The sequence below is a fragment of the Kribbella caucasensis genome, assembly GCF_004361855.1.
Lineage (GTDB): Bacteria > Actinomycetota > Actinomycetes > Propionibacteriales > Kribbellaceae > Kribbella > Kribbella caucasensis.
The window spans coordinates 1-16,444 of record NZ_SNWQ01000017.1 but is presented as its reverse complement, the minus strand read 5'-3'; the positions used below and the strand labels follow the sequence as shown (position 1 = coordinate 16,444).

At 67.8% G+C, this 16,444-nt stretch carries 16 protein-coding genes and 1 pseudogene; 5 read left to right on the top strand and 12 right to left on the bottom strand.

Annotated features, from left to right (window positions below):
- Positions 1–19: 19 nt before the first annotated feature.
- From EV643_RS29945 to EV643_RS29935, 3 genes are read right to left on the bottom strand one after another with little or no spacing between them, the layout of a single operon-like run.
- On the bottom strand, positions 20–292 hold the full coding sequence (locus EV643_RS29945; protein WP_133803524.1) for a hypothetical protein: 273 nt from the start codon (positions 290–292) through the stop codon (positions 20–22).
- Positions 289–849 (bottom strand): sigma-70 family RNA polymerase sigma factor, encoded by a 561-nt coding sequence (locus EV643_RS29940; protein WP_202869828.1) that lies wholly within the window; start codon positions 847–849, stop codon positions 289–291. Before EV643_RS29940 ends, EV643_RS29945 begins: the two co-directional genes overlap by 4 nt.
- Positions 850–857: 8 nt before the next feature.
- On the bottom strand, positions 858–2,348 hold the full coding sequence (locus EV643_RS29935) for a sodium:solute symporter family protein (protein WP_133803522.1): 1,491 nt from the start codon (positions 2,346–2,348) through the stop codon (positions 858–860).
- A gap of 199 nt (positions 2,349–2,547) precedes the next feature.
- On the opposite strand from EV643_RS29935, the gene EV643_RS29930 reads away from it, so the two are divergent.
- The 3 genes from EV643_RS29930 to EV643_RS29920 all read left to right on the top strand — a co-directional run bounded on the left by EV643_RS29930 (position 2,548) and on the right by EV643_RS29920 (position 5,147).
- Positions 2,548–2,775, top strand: a complete 228-nt coding sequence (locus EV643_RS29930) for a DUF3311 domain-containing protein (RefSeq protein WP_238165892.1) — start codon at positions 2,548–2,550, stop codon at positions 2,773–2,775.
- A 66-nt stretch (positions 2,776–2,841) separates the two neighbouring features.
- On the top strand, positions 2,842–4,965 hold the full coding sequence (locus EV643_RS29925) for a carbon starvation CstA family protein (RefSeq protein ID WP_133803520.1): 2,124 nt from the start codon (positions 2,842–2,844) through the stop codon (positions 4,963–4,965).
- Positions 4,962–5,147, top strand: coding sequence for a YbdD/YjiX family protein (locus tag EV643_RS29920; protein ID WP_133803519.1), 186 nt, complete (start codon positions 4,962–4,964; stop codon positions 5,145–5,147). The genes EV643_RS29925 and EV643_RS29920 overlap by 4 nt, the downstream gene beginning before the upstream one ends.
- A gap of 95 nt (positions 5,148–5,242) precedes the next feature.
- On the opposite strand, the gene EV643_RS29915 is transcribed toward EV643_RS29920, so the two are convergent.
- The 8 genes from EV643_RS29915 to EV643_RS29880 all read right to left on the bottom strand — a co-directional run bounded on the left by EV643_RS29915 (position 5,243) and on the right by EV643_RS29880 (position 13,830).
- Positions 5,243–5,656 (bottom strand): hypothetical protein, encoded by a 414-nt coding sequence (locus tag EV643_RS29915; RefSeq protein ID WP_202869827.1) that lies wholly within the window; start codon positions 5,654–5,656, stop codon positions 5,243–5,245.
- A 65-nt stretch (positions 5,657–5,721) separates the two neighbouring features.
- Positions 5,722–6,747: an iron-siderophore ABC transporter substrate-binding protein gene (locus EV643_RS29910; RefSeq protein WP_133803518.1), complete on the bottom strand. Its 1,026-nt coding sequence runs from the start codon at positions 6,745–6,747 to the stop codon at positions 5,722–5,724.
- Positions 6,748–6,793: 46 nt separating this feature from the next.
- Positions 6,794–8,143 carry an N-acetylglucosamine/diacetylchitobiose ABC transporter substrate-binding protein gene (ngcE, locus tag EV643_RS29905; protein ID WP_133803517.1) on the bottom strand — a complete coding sequence of 450 codons (1,350 nt, stop codon included), beginning with the start codon at positions 8,141–8,143 and terminating at the stop codon, positions 6,794–6,796.
- 54 nt (positions 8,144–8,197) lie between these two features.
- Positions 8,198–9,646 carry an argininosuccinate synthase gene (gene argG / locus EV643_RS29900; protein ID WP_133803516.1) on the bottom strand — a complete coding sequence of 483 codons (1,449 nt, stop codon included), beginning with the start codon at positions 9,644–9,646 and terminating at the stop codon, positions 8,198–8,200.
- Between the two features lie 88 nt (positions 9,647–9,734).
- Complete coding sequence (locus EV643_RS29895; RefSeq protein WP_133803515.1) at positions 9,735–10,637, bottom strand: carbohydrate ABC transporter permease; 903 nt, start codon at positions 10,635–10,637, stop codon at positions 9,735–9,737.
- A 10-nt stretch (positions 10,638–10,647) separates the two neighbouring features.
- Positions 10,648–11,559, bottom strand: coding sequence for a carbohydrate ABC transporter permease (locus EV643_RS29890; protein WP_133803514.1), 912 nt, complete (start codon positions 11,557–11,559; stop codon positions 10,648–10,650).
- A 35-nt stretch (positions 11,560–11,594) separates the two neighbouring features.
- On the bottom strand, positions 11,595–13,010 hold the full coding sequence (gene ngcE / locus EV643_RS29885; RefSeq protein WP_133803513.1) for an N-acetylglucosamine/diacetylchitobiose ABC transporter substrate-binding protein: 1,416 nt from the start codon (positions 13,008–13,010) through the stop codon (positions 11,595–11,597).
- 22 nt (positions 13,011–13,032) lie between these two features.
- Complete coding sequence (locus tag EV643_RS29880; protein WP_133803512.1) at positions 13,033–13,830, bottom strand: sugar isomerase domain-containing protein; 798 nt, start codon at positions 13,828–13,830, stop codon at positions 13,033–13,035.
- A gap of 209 nt (positions 13,831–14,039) precedes the next feature.
- Between EV643_RS29880 and EV643_RS29875 the strand changes: the two genes are divergently transcribed.
- Positions 14,040–15,098, top strand: coding sequence for an N-acetylglucosamine kinase (locus EV643_RS29875; protein WP_133803511.1), 1,059 nt, complete (start codon positions 14,040–14,042; stop codon positions 15,096–15,098).
- Positions 15,099–15,197: 99 nt separating this feature from the next.
- Here the strand turns inward: EV643_RS29875 and EV643_RS29870 are convergent, their stop codons facing one another.
- The gene (locus tag EV643_RS29870; RefSeq protein ID WP_133803510.1) at positions 15,198–15,581 is read right to left on the bottom strand and encodes a YciI family protein; all 384 of its coding nucleotides are present in this window, start codon (positions 15,579–15,581) and stop codon (positions 15,198–15,200) included.
- A 440-nt stretch (positions 15,582–16,021) separates the two neighbouring features.
- Between EV643_RS29870 and EV643_RS29865 the strand changes: the two are divergent.
- Positions 16,022–16,444, top strand: a pseudogene (locus EV643_RS29865) (hypothetical protein); the annotation flags it as partial.

The window sequence follows — 16,444 nt, the reverse complement described above, 5'->3', positions numbered from 1 at the left end:
CCGGAGCATAGGCCCCGAATTATGAGCGGCGGCTGGAAATCCCTGGCAGGTCGGCGCCGTTGAAGATCGGGCGGTCGGCGGTGGGAGCCTGGTTGAGGACCCAGAGACCGATCAGCACGGCCAGCGCGAAGACGACCGTGACGAGGATGGCGAGCACCAGCCGGCGCCGCCGTTCTCTGCGTAGCCAGTCGCCGCGGGCCAAGCGATAGGCGTCCGGGGCTGGGCGAGTCGGGTTGACCTGGCCGGCCAGGGCTTCGAGGGTCTCCTGCAGTTGCTTCTCCGTGGCGCTCATCGCCGGGCCTCCATCGCCTGGGTCAGGGCGGCCAGTCCGCGCGCCGTGTGCGTCTTGACCGAACCTGCCGAAATCCCCATCGCCGCTGCGATCTCGCTCTCCTTGAGACCCAGCCAGTGCCGCAGTACGAGGGCTTCGCGCTGCCGCGCGGGCAGCGCCTGCAGGGCGTCGACCAGCACCCGCTGATCATCCTTGAGCAGCGCCGAGTTCTCGGCGGAGGCCACCGAATTGGCCGCCGCCGGCGCCGCGGCGTGGCGGCGGGCGACCTGGAGGTGGCGGATGCGCATCCGGGTCAGATTGCAGACGGTGGAGCGCAGATAGGCCTCCGCCGACTCGGCGTCCCGCAGCTTCCGCCACTTGCGGTAGATCTGGTAGTACGCCTCGGCCACGATGTTCTCCGGGTCGTCGGCACCAAGCAGCGCGGCGAGGCGAAGCATCGAGGTGTAGTGCAGATCGAGCCTGGCGACGGCCGCCTCCCGCTCCTGCTCGACGGGGTCGGCCGTACTCGCTTTCACCGGTGGGCCCTCGGCAGCGGCGGCCGGGCCGATCCGTCTCATGCTCATGTTCATCGGTTGAGCGCTCCCGTCCCCTGGCGGTGTCTGTCGAGGATCGCCGTACCTGCCACCGCGACAGCCAGATTGAGCAGCAGGGCCACCAGCCCCGCGTAAATTTCGACCTGCCCGCCGATCGGGACCACGGGCGAGAACCCCTCTCGGACGACCATCACCGTGCCGGCCAGCATCCCGGTGGCCCACCCGGCGAGCAGCGCGCGCGGGTGTAACCGGCGAGTGTAGAGGCCGATTGCGACAGCGGGGAAGATCTGCAGGATCCACACCCCGCCCAGCAGTTGCAGGTTGATGGCGTCCTGGTCGCGCAGACCGAAGACGAACGCGACCGCCCCGACCTTCGCCGTCAGGGAGACCGCCTTGGCGATGCGCACCTGTCGCTTGGGCGTGGCGGTTGGGTGGAAGTACTCCACGTACACATTGCGTACGAACGAGGTGGCGGCCGCGATCGACATGATGGCGGCCGGAACGAGCGCGCCGACGGTGATCGCGCCGAACACCAGGCCGGCCAGCGCCGCGGGCATGAGGCGGTCGACCAGCATCGGGACGGCAGCCTCGGCGCCACCCACCGGGGCGCGCACGCCGTAGGCAAGCGCCGCGATGCCGAGCAGGCCGAAGAGGGCGAGCACCGCGGTCCATGCCGGGAGGGCAACGGCGACCCGCTGCAGTACGCGCGGGCTGGAAGCCGCGAAGGCGGCGATCTGGACGTGCGGGTACATCAGCAGGGCGAGCGCCGAGCCGATGGCGAGGGTGGCGAACGCGGGCTGCTGCTCGGGGGTGAGAAGGAGGGAGGCGCCCCCGGTTTCGCCCAACCGTCGTTCGGCCGCGTCGAAGATCCCGCCGGGGCCGCCGAGCCGGGCCAGCACCAGCCAGCAGACCGCCAGCACCGAGCAGAAGACGGCCACGCCCTTGAGCGCCGAGATGACGGTGGGGGCGCGCAGGCCGTGCCGGTACGTGGCAACCGCCAGCCCCGCGAAGATCGCGACCATGACCAGGTCGCCGGTGGCGGCGCGGGGATAGAGCCCGCCGGCCGTGAGCACGGCGCGGATGCCGAGCAGTTGCAGCGCGAGATAGGGCATCGTCGCGAGGATGCCGGTGAGCGCGACGACCAGGGCGAGAGGCGCGGATCCGTAGTGTCCGCGCACGAAGTCACCGACCGTGACATAGCCATGTTCCTTTGCGATCGTCCACATCCGGGGCAGCAGGACGAAGGCCAGCGGACAGACGATCACCGTGTAAGGAAGGGCGAAGAAGGCGGGCGCCCCGTTGCCGTACACCAGGCCGGGAACGGCCGCGAAGGTGTACGCCGTGAAGATCGTGCCGCCGAGCAGCAGCCACGTCCACAGCGTCCCGAGGCGACGGTCGGCCAGGGCCCATCCCTCCAACGAGGGCAGGCTGTCGTCGGTGTGCAGGCGGCGGGCGGCGAAGGCGAGCAGGGACGCGCCGAGGACAACGGCGAGGAATGCCGCAGCCATGGGGCCTTCGGTCATCGCTCACCGCCCTTGGCGTCCTACCAGGCCTGGTGCCCTGAACTCGCGCATCCGGGGTGTGTTGCCTACGAGTTGCGCGGGCGGCGCATTCGGATGACAGGAGGGCCGCGGAAACCTTGATGAAATCCGCTGTCAACCGAAGTGTGTGCAGGCGCAACTCTTGCACAGACCACCAACGACGGGAATGAGGGAGGAGACCGTGGCACCACTCGCACATCCCGGCCCACCGCGCCGGCGCCGGTTCGCGGCCGCCCTCTGCCTGCTCACACCGGTCGTCGCGCTGGTCTGCGTGCCCTGGTACGCGCAGGACCGGCCACGGCTGGCCGGGGTGCCGTTCTTCTACTGGTACCAACTCGCCTGGGTGCCGGGGTGCACCCTCGGCATGCTCGCCGCGTACCTGCTGACCCGCCGCTCCCACCAGCCGTAACAATCCACCAGTCGTCCAGCTCAGCCCGACCCCGAACCCACCGACCCGCCGAGGCGAGGATCCGCCATGCTCAAAACCGCTCAGCATCGCCCTAGATCAGTCCTTTTGTGGACCTGCGTCGCCCTGCTCGGCGCCGCCGGCTGGGGCATGGTGGCCCTGGCCCGGGGCGAGGAGATCTCCGCCGTCTGGCTGGTGATCGCCGCCCTTGGCTCGTACGCCATCGCGTACCGCTTCTACTCCCGCTTCATCGCCCGCCGGGTGTTGAAGCTGAACGACCGCCGGGCCACCCCCGCCGAGCGGCTGGAGGATGGTGTCGACTACCAACCGACCGACCGCCGCATCCTCCTCGGCCACCATTTCGCCGCGATCGCGGGCGCCGGACCGCTGGTCGGCCCTGTCCTCGCGGCCCAGATGGGCTACCTCCCCGGCACCATCTGGATCGTCGTCGGGGTGATCTTCGCGGGAGCGGTGCAGGACATGGTGGTCCTGTTCCTCTCGATGCGACGGGACGGCAAATCGCTCGGCCAGATGGCCCGCGAGGAGATCGGTAAGGTCGGCGGAGCAGCCGCGCTGATCGCGGTGTTCGCCATCATGATCATCCTGCTCGCCGTCCTGGCCCTGGTCGTGGTCAACGCCCTCGCGCACTCGCCCTGGGGCACCTTCTCGGTCGCCATGACCATCCCGATCGCCATCTTCATGGGCTTCTACCTGCGCATCGTCCGCCCCGGCCGGGTGACGGAAACCTCCCTGATCGGCGTGGCGCTGCTGCTGCTCGCCATCGTCGGCGGCGGCTGGGTGGACAACTCCCCCGCCCTCGCCAGCGCCTTCACCTGGAGCCCGACGACGCTGGTCCTCTGCCTGGCCGGATACGGTTTCGTCGCCTCCGTCCTCCCCGTGTGGATGCTTCTCGCGCCCCGCGACTACCTGTCCACCTTCATGAAGGTCGGCACGATCGCGCTGCTCGCGATCGGTGTGCTGGTCGCCGCCCCCGCCCTCAAGGCCGAGGCGATCACCGACTTCGCCTCGTCCGGCGCCGGACCGGTCTTCGCGGGCTCGCTCTTCCCCTTCCTCTTCATCACCATCGCCTGCGGCGCGCTGTCCGGCTTCCATGCCCTCGTCGCCTCCGGTACTACTCCGAAACTGATCCAGAAGGAGTCCCAGGTCCGGATGATCGGCTACGGGGCGATGCTGATGGAGTCCTTCGTCGCCGTCATGGCGCTGATCGCCGCCGCCGTCCTCGACCCGGGGTTGTACTACGCGATGAACGCCCCGGCCGGGCTGCTCGGCGGCACCGCCGAATCCGCCGCCCAGGCCGTGGCGAACCTCGGCTTCAGCATCACCCCCGGCGAACTCGTGGCCGCCGCCAAGGCGGTGGAGGAGCAAACGCTGATCGCCCGCTCCGGCGGGGCCCCGACCCTGGCCGTCGGTATGTCGGAGATCTTCTCCGGGGTCTTCGGGGGCGCCGGGATGAAGGCCTTCTGGTACCACTTCGCGATCATGTTCGAGGCGCTGTTCATCCTGACGACCGTCGATGCGGGCACCCGGGTCGGGCGGTTCATGCTCCAGGACATGCTGGGCAACATCTGGAAGCCGATCGGCCGGGTCAACTGGAAGCCCGGCATCTGGATCACCAGCGCCCTCGTCGTCGCAGCCTGGGGCTATTTCCTCTACGCCGGCGCCACCGATCCGCTCGGCGGCATCAACCAGCTCTTCCCGCTGTTCGGCATCGCGAACCAACTGCTCGCCGCCGTCGCGCTCACCGTCTGCACGACCGTACTGGTGAAGTCAGGCCGGATCCGCTGGGCCTGGGTGACCGGCGTACCCCTGGTGTGGGTGGTAGCGGTGACCTTCACCGCTGGCTGGCAGAAGATCTTCTCCGCCGACCCGCGGGTGGGCTTCTTCGCCCAGCGCGCCAAGTACGCCGACGGCATCGATTCCGGCACCGTGCTGGCACCCGCCAAGTCGATGGACGACATGCACACCGTGGTCACCAATTCCACGGTCGATGGTGTGCTGATCGCGCTGTTCCTGCTCCTCGTCGCAACTGTGATAGCCAACGCAACGGTGGTGTGCGTACGCTCCCTGCGCTCGCCCGAGCCGCTGCCGACGACCGAGGCGCCGTACGTCGAGTCGCGGATCGACGCGACCCTTCCGGAGCCGGGCAGGGAACTCGCCGGGACCCGCGAATGAGGTCGGCTGCCCTTCGCCGCATCCTGCGCCAGTTGCATTGGTACATCCGGGAGTTCACCGGCGAAGCGGAGTACGACCGGTACCGCGCACGCCTGACCGACGGACCGCCGCCCACCCGCCGCGAGTACGAGCGGATGCGGGCCCGACACCGGGAAGATCAAGCTCACAACCGGTGCTGTTAAGCCGAACGCTCGGCAGGGCGAATCCGAAGTCGGTCAGCAGCCGCGACCGCGGTGGAGGACTTCCTGGACCAGGTGGTGTGGCCCTAGGCGAAGAGTTACCAGGACCAGCCGCGGGAAGCCAGTTCCTGCTCCTCGTGCCAGCGCTTCTCGTCGCCTCGCTTCAGGTCGGCCTCCGCGGGTACGCCGGCGAGCCGGCAGGCCTCGTCGAGCAGGTCGTCGTACGCGGCCTCGAGGGCCATCAACCGATGCGCTTTCGCGTAGATTCGCGGCGTGGCCTCGACCCGCCGGATCTTTCCGGCGAGATCGCCGAGCCTGGTCTGCAATCGCAACGTGTCGAACGGGTCGGGCTCGGGGACAGTGCGCCGGCGAAACCGTCCGGCGAGGCGCTCCGCCGACGTCTGCAGCCCCTGGCGCCAGCGCGACGGCGGCTGCGGCAACACGAGACTGAGCAGCACCCAAAGGAACGCCCAAAAGGAAACGAACAGGAAGAGGAAAGCCACCCACTCCATCGACCTCACCACCCTCTTTCGAGGTTACGTCGGCTCCTCTCCGACGGCGAGATCTTTTGTGGTGGCTAGGCGTTTGTTGCCGGGTCGCCGTCGACGGCCTTGGACAGCTTGGGCACGAGCTGGTCGAGAACGATCGGCAGGCTCAGCACCGATACGAACTGGATCGCGCCGTACACCTGGTCGTCGTAGTTCTCCTCGATGAACACATCACGACCCTCGGTGCGGACCTTGAAGTTCATGTAGAGCGGGTCCGCCTTGAGCTTCGCCGTACCGCCCTTGGCCGGGAACCAGACGAGCACCTGCTGGTCGAGGACCGAGAGCCGCTCGGCGCTGATGTTGCCGCCGAACTTGTCGCCGATCACCTTGTCCAGCCCGGACGGTAGCGTGAAGCCGAAGTCAGTCAGCAGCCGCGAGCGCGGATCCTGGGTGCCGTAGACGAAGTAGCCCTCCCACGGCGTCGCCGCCAGCGCGGTCTTGCCCTGGAACTCGGGGTGCTCGGATCGCACGGTGGCGAACCGCTGCTCGATCCCCTTCACCAGCTCGTCCGCCTGCTTGGCCTTGCCGACCGCCTGGCCGACGGTACGGGCCACGTCCTGCCAGGCGACGCCGTAGTCCGGTACGCCGGCCGGCTGGGCGACCGTCGGCGCGATCGCCTCGAGCTTCTTGTAGTCCTCGGCTGTGATCCCGGAGTACAGCCCGATGATCAGGTCCGGCTGGAGCGAGGCGAGCTTCTCGAACTGGATCCCGTCCTTGTCGTTCAGCACGGTCGGCACCGCCGCGCTGCCGAGCTTCTCCTTCGCCCACGGGAACAGCGCGCCCGGCTTCTCGCCGAACCACTCGGTGGTGGCGACCGGGACCACGCCGAGTGCGAGCAACGCGTCCTGCTCGACCAGTCCGACCGTCACCACCCGCTGCGGCGCCGACTTGATCTCCGCGGTGCCGAACTTGTTCTTGATCGACACCGGGAACGCGCCCGCCTCGGCGCCGGCGGTGCTCCCGGCGACGGGGTCCTCGGTATCGGAACCACACCCCGTCAGTGCAAGCAGAGGCAGAACGAGCAGCGCGACGACCGGTCGCAGGAAGGAACACATTGAGACCTCACAGGCTAGTTAGGTTGCCCTAACCTTATCCAGGAGGTCAGTCGCGGTGATACTTCGTGATGGTCTTGTCCTGCTTGACCTGGTCGGCGGCCGCCTGGATCCGGGCCGCCCACTCGTCCGGCCGGAAGGCGCCCGCCAGGCATTGCCCGGTGATCTCGCCGGCGGTCTTCGCGAACTCGGCGTACCACGTGTCGAAGTACCAGGTGATCGCCTGATCCCCGGCGGCTGTGAGGAGATCCCGGGCCGAGCGCAGCGCCGTACTGATCTCCAGGCCGTCCGCGGCACCCCGTACGACGGTCAGCTGGCTGGTCTGGCTCGTCACCTGGGCGGCGACCTCCTTGGACAGCATCGCGCGGAGGTAGTCGAGCCCGCCCGGCTGGTTCTTCGCCTTCGCGGCGACCAGCAACGGCGCGGTCGGAGCCACATGCACGCCCTTCGGCATCGCGGACGACCCGTCCAGCGGTGGCACGCCGAACATGGTCAGACCGAAGTTCTGCGGGGTGACGGCCTTCATCTCGTTCTCCAGCCAGTTCCCGCACGGGAGCAGGCCGGCCTTCGACGTCATCAGCCGGGTCTGCGAACCGATGTGGTCCATCTGCTGACTCCCCTGCGCGATCAGCCCGCGCTTGGTCAGCTCCGCGAACGCCGTGATCGCCCGGACCATGCTCTGGTCCTTCCAGGCGCCGGCTTCGAGGTTGTCGATCCGCTTGACGACATCGTGCCCGCCGGCCTTGGCCGCAAGGGTCAGTACAGCCTCGAGCACGTAGTACGGGTGCACTCCGGCGTACGTGAACGGCCCTACGCCCGCGGCCTTCATTTCGGCACCAAGCGCCAGTAGCTCGGGCCACGTCCGCGGCACGTCCCAGCCGTGTTTCTGGAAGAGCTGCGCCGAGTACCAGAGCCCGTAGACGTTCACCACGTAGTTCAGCGCGTACTGCTTGCCCTCGTACCGCCCCGCGTCGAGCATCCCCGGCAGCACCAAGTCCTTGACCGGCACGCCCTGATTGTCCCACGACGGCGCATCCAGGAGCTTCTGCAGATCGGCCAGCTGGCCGTCCGCGACCAACCGGCTCACGGTCAGCGCCTTGTCCCCCGTACTCAGCACCACATCCGGCGGACTCCCCGCTGCGAACCGCGACTGCAGTAGGTCCCTGAGCTGCTTGGTCGGCGTCACCGTGACCACCGCCTGCGCATACTTCTTCCTGTACGGCGCTGCCGCGAACCCGCCGTACTCCTCGGACACCACGACTTCCAGCGGCGTATCCCCACCCACCGCGAACGGGTTGTCCGCAGGGGAAGCAGTCGGCTTCGTCGACCCTCCGGAGGAGCAACCGGTCAACAGGGCGCCCGCAAGAGCGCCCTGCAGGACAGTCCTTCGTCTGAGCACCTTCCGCAGGCTAGCGGAACTCGACCGGGGCGGTGGGGTGGGGAAGGAATCCGACTAGTCGGTGCCGGACTCCATAGCCGCGCGGTCGAGGAGTTCCTCGTCCTCGGAGACCTCGCCGCGGGAGGCGATCGCCTCGGCGCCGCCCTCGTCCATCTCGCCGATCAGACCGGTGGGGACGGCCTGGGCCGCCTCGATCAGGGCCGGGTGAGCGGTGCCGATCAGGCCGAGGCCGGCGTACTGCTCGAGCTTTGCCCGGGAGTCGGCGATGTCCAGGTTCCGCATGGTCAGCTGGCCGATCCGGTCCAGCGGGCCGAAGGCGGAGTCCTCGGTCCGCTCCATCGAGAGCTTGTCCGGGTGGTAGCTGAACGCGGGCCCGGCGGTGTCGAGGATCGAGTAGTCCTCGCCCCGCCGCAGCCGCAGCGTCACCTCGCCGGTCACCGCCGTACCGACCCACCGCTGCAGGGACTCGCGCACCATCAGCGCCTGCGGGTCCAGCCAGCGGCCCTCGTACATCAGCCGGCCGAGTTTGCGGCCCTCGTTGTGGTAGCTGGCGACGGTGTCCTCGTTGTGGATCGCGTTCACCAGCCGCTCGTACGCCGCGTGCAGCAACGCCATCCCGGGCGCCTCGTAGATCCCCCGGCTCTTCGCCTCGATGATCCGGTTCTCGATCTGGTCCGACATCCCCAGCCCGTGCCGGCCGCCGATCGCGTTGGCCTCCAGCACCAGGTCGACGGCGCTGGCGAACTCCTTGCCGTTGATCGTCACCGGCCGGCCCTGCTCGAACCCGATCGTGACGTCCTCGGTGAGGATCTCGACCTCGGGGTCCCAGAACCGGACCCCCATGATCGGCTGGACGATCTCGAGACTGGTGTCCAGGTGCTCCAGCGACTTCGCCTCGTGCGTCGCGCCCCAGATGTTCGCGTCGGTCGAGTACGCCTTCTCGGTGCTGTCCCGGTACGGCAGGCCGTGCTCGACCAGCCACTCGGACATCTCCTTGCGGCCGCCGAGCTGGGCGACGAAGTCCGCGTCCAGCCACGGCTTGTAGATCCGCAGCGACGGGTTGGCGAGCAGCCCGTACCGGTAGAACCGCTCGATGTCGTTGCCCTTGAAGGTCGATCCGTCGCCCCAGATCTGGACGTCGTCCTCGAGCATCGCCCGGACCAGCAGCGTGCCGGTGACGGCCCGCCCCAGCGGCGTGGTGTTGAAGTAGGCCCGGCCACCCGACCGGATGTGGAACGCCCCGCAGGCCAGTGCCGCGAGCCCCTCCTCGACCAGTGCCGACTTGCAGTCGATCAGCCGGGCGATCTCCGCCCCGTACGCCGTCGCCCGCTCCGGCACCGTCTCGATCGCGGGCTCGTCGTACTGGCCGATGTCGGCGGTGTACGTGCACGGCACCGCACCCTTGTCGCGCATCCACGCGACCGCGACAGAAGTATCGAGACCGCCGGAGAACGCGATGCCGACCCGTTCACCGACGGGCAGCGAGGTGAGTACCTTGGACATGACTGAAATTATGCAGCCGAATGCATGATTATGCAAACCGGCCGTCGCAACCAACGGCAACGTCCGAAAGCGGTGGAAAGGAGGGGCTCTACTTGAGCGTGGCGCCGGTGAGGCCGGCCTGGACCTGGCGGTAGAAGACCAGGTAGACCGCGATGACCGGGACCATCGCGATGGTCAGGGCGGCGAACAGGATGCCCCACTCGTTCTCGTAGCGCTGACTGCCGAGGAGGGTCGCGATGCCCTGGGACAGAACCGGCTTCTCCGGCGACAGGAACGACGGCAGCACGAACTGGTTGAACTGACCCAGCACGTTGAAGATGCCGACGCTGATCAGGCCGGGCTTGGCCATCGGGAGCATCACCCGGAAGAACGTGGTCGCGTGGGAGGCGCCGTCGACCAGAGCGGCCTCGGCGATCGAGGTCGGCAGCGTCCGGAAGAACGCGTGCATGAAGAACACCGTGAACGGCAGCGAGTAGGCGATGTAGACCAGGATCAGGCCCTGGTACGTCGACACCATCCCGAAGCCCTTGACCACGAAGAACAGCGGCACGATCGCCAGGAAGGTCGGGAACATCATCCCGGCCGCGAACAGGTAGTAGATGAAGCGGTTGCCGGGGAACTCGTACCGGGCGAGCACGTAGGCGACCATCGACCCGAACAGCATAGTGCCGAAGACACCGCCGGCGACGACCACGGCGCTGTTGAACAGGTAGTCGCCGACGCCCTTGTCCCAGGCCCTGGAGAAGTTGGACCAGAGCAGGTCCTTGGGCAACGCCCAAGGGTTGTCGCCGAAGATCTCGCCGGTGCTCTTCAGCGACGCGAGCAGCGCCCAGGCGAACGGCACCACGACGAGAACGCTCCAGGCGATCAGCACGGTGTGGGAGAACACGTTCACCGGGCTGAAGGCGCGGTCCTTGCCGCCGGCCGGACGGATCGCCGGCGCGGGCTTCGCGCTGGTCTCCTCGACGTCGATCTGTACAGGTACGGTCATTTCCGGCCCCTCAGTATTCGATCCGGTCGCGGCGGGTGGCCCGGAGCATGACAGCGGCGATGATCAGCGTCAGGAAGAACAGCACCACACCCATCGCCGAGGCGTAGCCGGCCCGGCCGTACTGGAAGCCGTTGTCCGCGATCTGCAGACCCATCACCTGGGTGGAGTTGTCGGGTCCGCCCGGTCCCGCGGTCATCACCGCGACCAACGCATACGCGTCCAGCGCCAGGATGGCCAGGTACACCCAGGAGGTCTGGATGGTGTCCCACAGCAGCGGCAGGGTGATCCGGTAGAACGTCGCGAACCGGCCCGCACCATCGATGATGGCGGCCTCGAAGATGTCCTTCGGGATCCCGGACATGGCCGCGTTGAACAGCACCAGGTAGAACCCGACGCTGCCCCAGATCAGCACCCACATCACGCAGTACAGCGCGATGTTGGGGTCGGCCAGGTACTCCGACGTACCCAGGCCGATCGCCTTCGTGAAGGAGTTGAGCAGGCCGGTGTCGGTCGAGGTCATCACCGTCGCCCAGATGACCGCGATGACCGGGACCGACAGCACCTGGGGCAGGAAGAACGCCAGCTTGTAGAAGCCGTTGCCCCGGACCCCCTGCACGCCCGCGGCGTTCGCCCGCCCACCCACGTTGAGCAGGTAGGCGAACACCAGGGCGAGGAAGATCGTGATCAGCGGCAGCCCGATCAGCAGGATCAGGTTGTGCCCGAGTGCCTGGCGAAACACCGCGTCGCGAGCGAGGGTCTGGAAGTTGTCGAAACCCACGAAGTTGAACTCCGGTGAGATCCCGGTCCAGTCGGTCAGCGAGTAGTAGAACGCCTGGACGAACGGGGAGATCACGAAGATCGCATACAACGCCAGTGGAATCGCGAGGAAACTCGCGACGAACCGGTAACTGCCGTGCCGCATCTCTCTCCTTCAGAGCAGGGGGGCGGAGGATCAGCTCAGCTGCGGGTCTGCTTGACCGTCTTCGGGTCCTTGGCCGTGTCGTCGGCGATCTTCTGGGCACGGTTGCAGAACTCGTCGGCCGTGATGCGGGCGGCGGCAAGCTCTCCCCACACGCTACGGATCGGCTTGTCCATCGTCGAGTACCACGCGGCGAAGTACGTCGTCCAGTTGTTGTCGCCACCGGACTTCAGCAGCGCGCTCGAGGACGACGCGCCCGGGCTGAGCTTGAGCCCCTCGCCGGCACCCTTGACCACGGTCGGGGAACCGGTCAGCTCGGTGAACTTGCCGGCCGCCTCCTTCGACAGCATGATCCGCATGTACTCCAGGCCACCGGCCTTGTTCTTCGCCTGCTCCGGCACGATGAAGGGCTCACCGGCGGCGATCTCGGTGCAGTCGACCGGCAGCTTCGAGCCGTCCAGCAGCGGAGTGTAGGCCGCGGTGGTCTCGAAGTCCGCGGGCGCGACCGGCTTCTGCTCGTTCTCCAGCCACGAGCCGGACGGGATGAACGCCGCCTTGCCCTGGTTCCAGGCGGTCTGGGACTGGATGTGGTCCAGACCCTCGGTGCCCTGCATGAAGTAGCCCTTGCCCTTGATCTCCAGGATCGCCTCGGCGGCGGCCTTGATCGACTCGTGCTTCCACGCGTTCGGCTCGAGTTGGTCGATCGCCTTGATGACGTCGTGGCCACCGTGCTTGACGGCCATGTCCATATGCACCTGGCCGATGTAGTACGGGTGCTTGCCCTGGTGGGCCATCGGTGCGATGCCCGCCTTCTTGATCGTCTCGCACAGGTCGAGGAACTCCTGCCAGGTCTTCGCCGGCTCCCAGCCGTTCTTGGCGAACAGCGGCTTGTTGTACCAGATCGCGTAGACGGTCAGGACGTAGTTGAGCAGCAGCGGCTTGCCGCTCAGCTGGGCCGCCTCCAGGGTGATCGGCTCGATCGTGTCGCGGACCTTCTTGCTTGCGTCGTCGATCGAGGCGGCGTCGAACAGCTGGGTCAGGTCAGCGAGCTGACCGCTCGTGGCCAGCGTCGACGACGGCAGCGCCGAGGCACCGGAGTTGTCGATCACGTCCGGCGGGTTGCCACCGTTGAACCGCGGCTGCAGCTGCGGCGTGATGTCGGTGATACCGGCGTGCTTGACGGTCGTCTCGGGGAACTTCTTCTTGTAGAGCTCCTCGTGGGCCTTGGCGTAGTCGTCGCCGTAGCCGCCCTTGAAGATGACGACGTCCAACGGGTCGGCCGCCTTGACGCCGAACGGGTTTTCCGAGGTTTTCTCGGCGCCGCCACCGCCGCCGCTGTCGTCACCGCCGCCGCTCGCGCAGGCCGCGAGCGTACTGCCACCCGTGGCCAGCAAGGTGCCGACCGCCGCGCGCTGGAGGAAAAGCCGCCGCGACAGGTTGTTGGGTGTGGTCATGGTCCCGCCTTCCGAGAGTGTTTCAGGCAGTACGACGGATCCGGCCGGCGTACTGTGCTTCAAGGGCGTGGTTGTGGTCGTCGCCGCCCGGGATGTTCGCGGACAGGTAGACCGGTGGGGTCTCACCGGCCTCGGTCAGCCGGCGCAGTACCTCAGCGACCAGCATCTGCGCAATCAGCGCGGCGGTGATGGACGACACGGCGCAAACCTTGCCACCAGTTGGCAGGTCGAGCACGGAGTCGCCGTACGGAGCGTGGTTGTCCAGCACCACGTCGGCGAAGTCGATCAGCTTCTTGCCGGACGGGTGCCGCGACTCCACCCCGCTGGTGTGCTGCAGCGAGGTGATCGCGATCAGGGGGTGGCCCTTCTCCTTCACCACTCCTGCGAGCTCGACGATGGAGCCGTTCACGCCGGAGTTGGAGGCGATCACGAACAGGTCGCCCGGTCGTGCGGCCGACAGTTCGTAGAGCTTGCGGGAGTACGACGGGTCGCGCTCGAGCTCGCCACCACGGAGCAGCTCGGGTGATTCGCCGCCGAGCAGCACCAGGTCGCGCAGCGCGATCCGGTTGGTCGCGATCAGGCCGCCGGCCCGGCCGGCGATCTCCATCGCGAGCGCCTCGGAGTGACCGGAGCCGAAGGCCTGGATGACGCCGTCGGCGCGCAGCGAGGCGGCCATCAGGTCCGCGGCCTGCTGGATCGGGCCGTCGATCTGCTCGGTGACAGCAGACATGATCGGCGTGAGCGCTTGAACATAGGACTGCGCACTCAAGGCGCCAATCCCCTTGTTGACGCTCGTGCTGCCCTCTGCCGTGCTGGCCATCTGAGGCCCCACCCCTCGACTAATGTGTTCGGCGCGACACTCCTGGTGCCGACAACTGCGCAAGTTTGCGGTTTGCTGGACAGAACTTTTCTCACCTGGCAGCTAAAGTCAAGGCTCATCTCACTCTCTCGCCCAGATCGGGACCGTTGCGTGACCTTGTCCGTGGCTGTTCGAAACTGGACAACTCTGAGCAGTTTGGAGCATCGCCTATGTCGCACGAACCCTCGCTCCAGGAACCACGGGAATCAGTGGTCGTAATACCGGCGACCGCACTGGTCCTGGGCGGCGATCTCGGCGGCACCTCCACCCGGATCATGATCGCGGACCACGACGGCAAGGTAGTAGGCCGCGGAGCCGCTGCCGGCGGAAATCCGACCAGCCATCCGGCGAGTGCCGCGGCGAACTTCGGCACGGCACTCAGGCAAGCGCTCGCCGGTCTGGAGTCCGGGACGCCGCCGCTCGACCCGACGATGGTGAAGGCCGCCGTGATCGGCGCGGCCGGCGGTTCGGCGCTGTCCAAGCCGGACGTGCGGGCCCAGTTCGACGCGGCCTGGAACGGCGCCGGCCTGGTCTGCGAACCCGACTACATCGGCGACCTGGAGGTCGCCTTCGCCTCCGGAACGCCGGAACCGGACGGTGCCGTCCTGATAGCGGGGACCGGAAGCAACGCCGGCCTGGTCCGCGACCACCGATTGGTCCGGACTTCCGGCGGGCACGGCTGGCTGCTCGGCGACGACGGTTCGGGGTTCTGGCTCGGCCGTGAGGCGATGCGCAGTCTGCTGCGCACCCTGGATCTCGGGGAGCCGATCGGAGCGCTCGGTGAAGCGGTGATCCAGCAGGTGCTGCCGGACTACGACGAGCACGGTGTCGCCGAACGTGAGGGGTACGACCGGCTCCGTGACGACCTGATTCGCACGGTGAACTCGCGCCCACCGGTCCTGTTGGCCGAACTGGCCCGCACCGTCGTGGCGGCGTACGACCAGGACGACGAGACCGCGCAGGCGCTGGTGAAACGCGCAGCCGAGTTGCTCACAGAGACGGTCGGCGGGCTCCGGACAACGTCGGACAACGGCCCATTGGTGCTCGCGGGAAGTGTCGCGGGTGAATCCTCGCCGGTCGGCCGGCTGCTCCGCGAAAACATCCACCAGCACTTCCCCGGCGAGGTCCTCACCGCCCACAACGGCGTCGGCGGCGCCACCTGGCTAGCCCTCGGCACCCTCGACCCCGCCTTGGCGACCAAGGCCAACCATGCTCGGCTGGTGAGTTAGGCGGACCGCCAGCACATCAATCGGGGTTGAGCGGGCTGCCGCTGAGCGTGCGGCAGGGCCGGGATCGTCGATTGTGATGGGCTGGCGGTCCGGCATTCACTAGTCGAAGACCGAGATCGGCCTCAGCTCGACGCCGACGAACTGGGCTTCGGGGATGCGGGCGGCGATCTCCTCGGCGCGTTCCGGGGTGGCCACGTCGACGATGAAGACGCCGGCGAGCTGCTCCTTCGCCTCGGAATACGGACCGTCGGTGGTCGCCCGGACGCCCTTGCGGATCCGGACCACCTTGGTCTTCTCCGGGGCGTCGAGCGGTTCCGCCACCACCAGCTCGCCGTTCTCGGCCAGCTCGGCGAGCAGCTTCTCCAACTGGTCGGACAGCGCCTGCCGCGCCGACTCGGGCAGCGCCTTCCCCGCCTTGGTGTGCAGGAACGACGGGTGCCCCCAGGTCTCGGGGTTGCTGTGAATCAACAACAGGTACTTCATGACCGGTTCCTCTCGTTCGAATGGATCCTCGCAGCAGAGGTCGGAGGCTGCCGGAACTTCTCGACATTTCGAAAATGTCGAGCCTGGCGCGGGCCGTCCGACGTACCGCTCGCCAAGGGCCTGTCTGACGGTTCCCTGCAGTCGCGAGCAGGTGCTCGGTGCGGTAGCTCGGTGTGCTGGAGTGAAGGCCTCGATGCGGTGTTCATCGTGGCCTTTGCTCCAGTGCGGCGAGATGCCGTGCCGAGTGCCGCGCAGCACGCAGGGAACCGTCAGACAGGCCCTAACGGGGCTTCGCCCCAGCCCGCCGAGGCATGTCCGTGGGTGGCCCGGGCTCGTAGGCTCCGGTCGTGGGTCAGTCGAGGACCCTGGGGTCCTCGTCGTTGATCCGCTCGATGGCGGTGGTGTGGCCCGGTGGGCCGGCCCGACGACCGGAGCTTGTTATGACAGTACCTCGCACGGTTTCTGATGTGCTGGCCGAGCATGTGCGGTTCGAGGTCGAGTGCATCGACCGGATGTATCTGAATGTGTTCGTGCCGGAGTTGCAGCGCACCGGGCAGGTGGCCGGCTACCTGATGCGGCATCGCGGGCAACCGATCGCCTCGACCGCGCTGGTCGCGCCGATGTCGAAGCAGTTCGTGGCCGGCATCTATGACTATGCCGCGGCCCATGATGTGCCGCTGGTCCACTTCACCAAGGGGCAGCGCAAGGACGACGTGATGCACGAGTACCTGGCCGGCTTCACCGGCACCGACCAGGTGGTGTTCATCGGGGTGGCCCAGGAGAAGGCGCACGTGTTCCGGACCGAGCGGCGGCACAACCCGATCACCGGGGCACCGTTTCCGTGGATCGTGACCGCGACCGCG

Bases quoted from the DNA above. Each gene is read 5' to 3' on its own strand.
- EV643_RS29890 (WP_133803514.1), bottom strand. From the start codon at position 11,559: ATGCGGCACGGCAGTTACCGGTTCGTCGCGAGTTTCCTCGCGATTCCA.
- EV643_RS29915 (WP_202869827.1), bottom strand. From the start codon at position 5,656: ATGGAGTGGGTGGCTTTCCTCTTCCTGTTCGTTTCCTTTTGGGCGTTC.
- EV643_RS29895 (WP_133803515.1), bottom strand. From the start codon at position 10,637: ATGACCGTACCTGTACAGATCGACGTCGAGGAGACCAGCGCGAAGCCC.
- EV643_RS29870 (WP_133803510.1), bottom strand. From the start codon at position 15,581: ATGAAGTACCTGTTGTTGATTCACAGCAACCCCGAGACCTGGGGGCAC.
- EV643_RS29875 (WP_133803511.1), top strand. From the start codon at position 14,040: ATGTCGCACGAACCCTCGCTCCAGGAACCACGGGAATCAGTGGTCGTA.
- EV643_RS29880 (WP_133803512.1), bottom strand. From the start codon at position 13,830: ATGGCCAGCACGGCAGAGGGCAGCACGAGCGTCAACAAGGGGATTGGC.
- EV643_RS29940 (WP_202869828.1), bottom strand. From the start codon at position 849: ATGAGACGGATCGGCCCGGCCGCCGCTGCCGAGGGCCCACCGGTGAAA.
- EV643_RS29925 (WP_133803520.1), top strand. From the start codon at position 2,842: ATGCTCAAAACCGCTCAGCATCGCCCTAGATCAGTCCTTTTGTGGACC.
- ngcE (WP_133803513.1), bottom strand. From the start codon at position 13,010: ATGACCACACCCAACAACCTGTCGCGGCGGCTTTTCCTCCAGCGCGCG.
- EV643_RS29935 (WP_133803522.1), bottom strand. From the start codon at position 2,348: ATGACCGAAGGCCCCATGGCTGCGGCATTCCTCGCCGTTGTCCTCGGC.
- EV643_RS29910 (WP_133803518.1), bottom strand. From the start codon at position 6,747: ATGTGTTCCTTCCTGCGACCGGTCGTCGCGCTGCTCGTTCTGCCTCTG.
- EV643_RS29945 (WP_133803524.1), bottom strand. From the start codon at position 292: ATGAGCGCCACGGAGAAGCAACTGCAGGAGACCCTCGAAGCCCTGGCC.
- EV643_RS29920 (WP_133803519.1), top strand. From the start codon at position 4,962: ATGAGGTCGGCTGCCCTTCGCCGCATCCTGCGCCAGTTGCATTGGTAC.
- argG (WP_133803516.1), bottom strand. From the start codon at position 9,646: ATGTCCAAGGTACTCACCTCGCTGCCCGTCGGTGAACGGGTCGGCATC.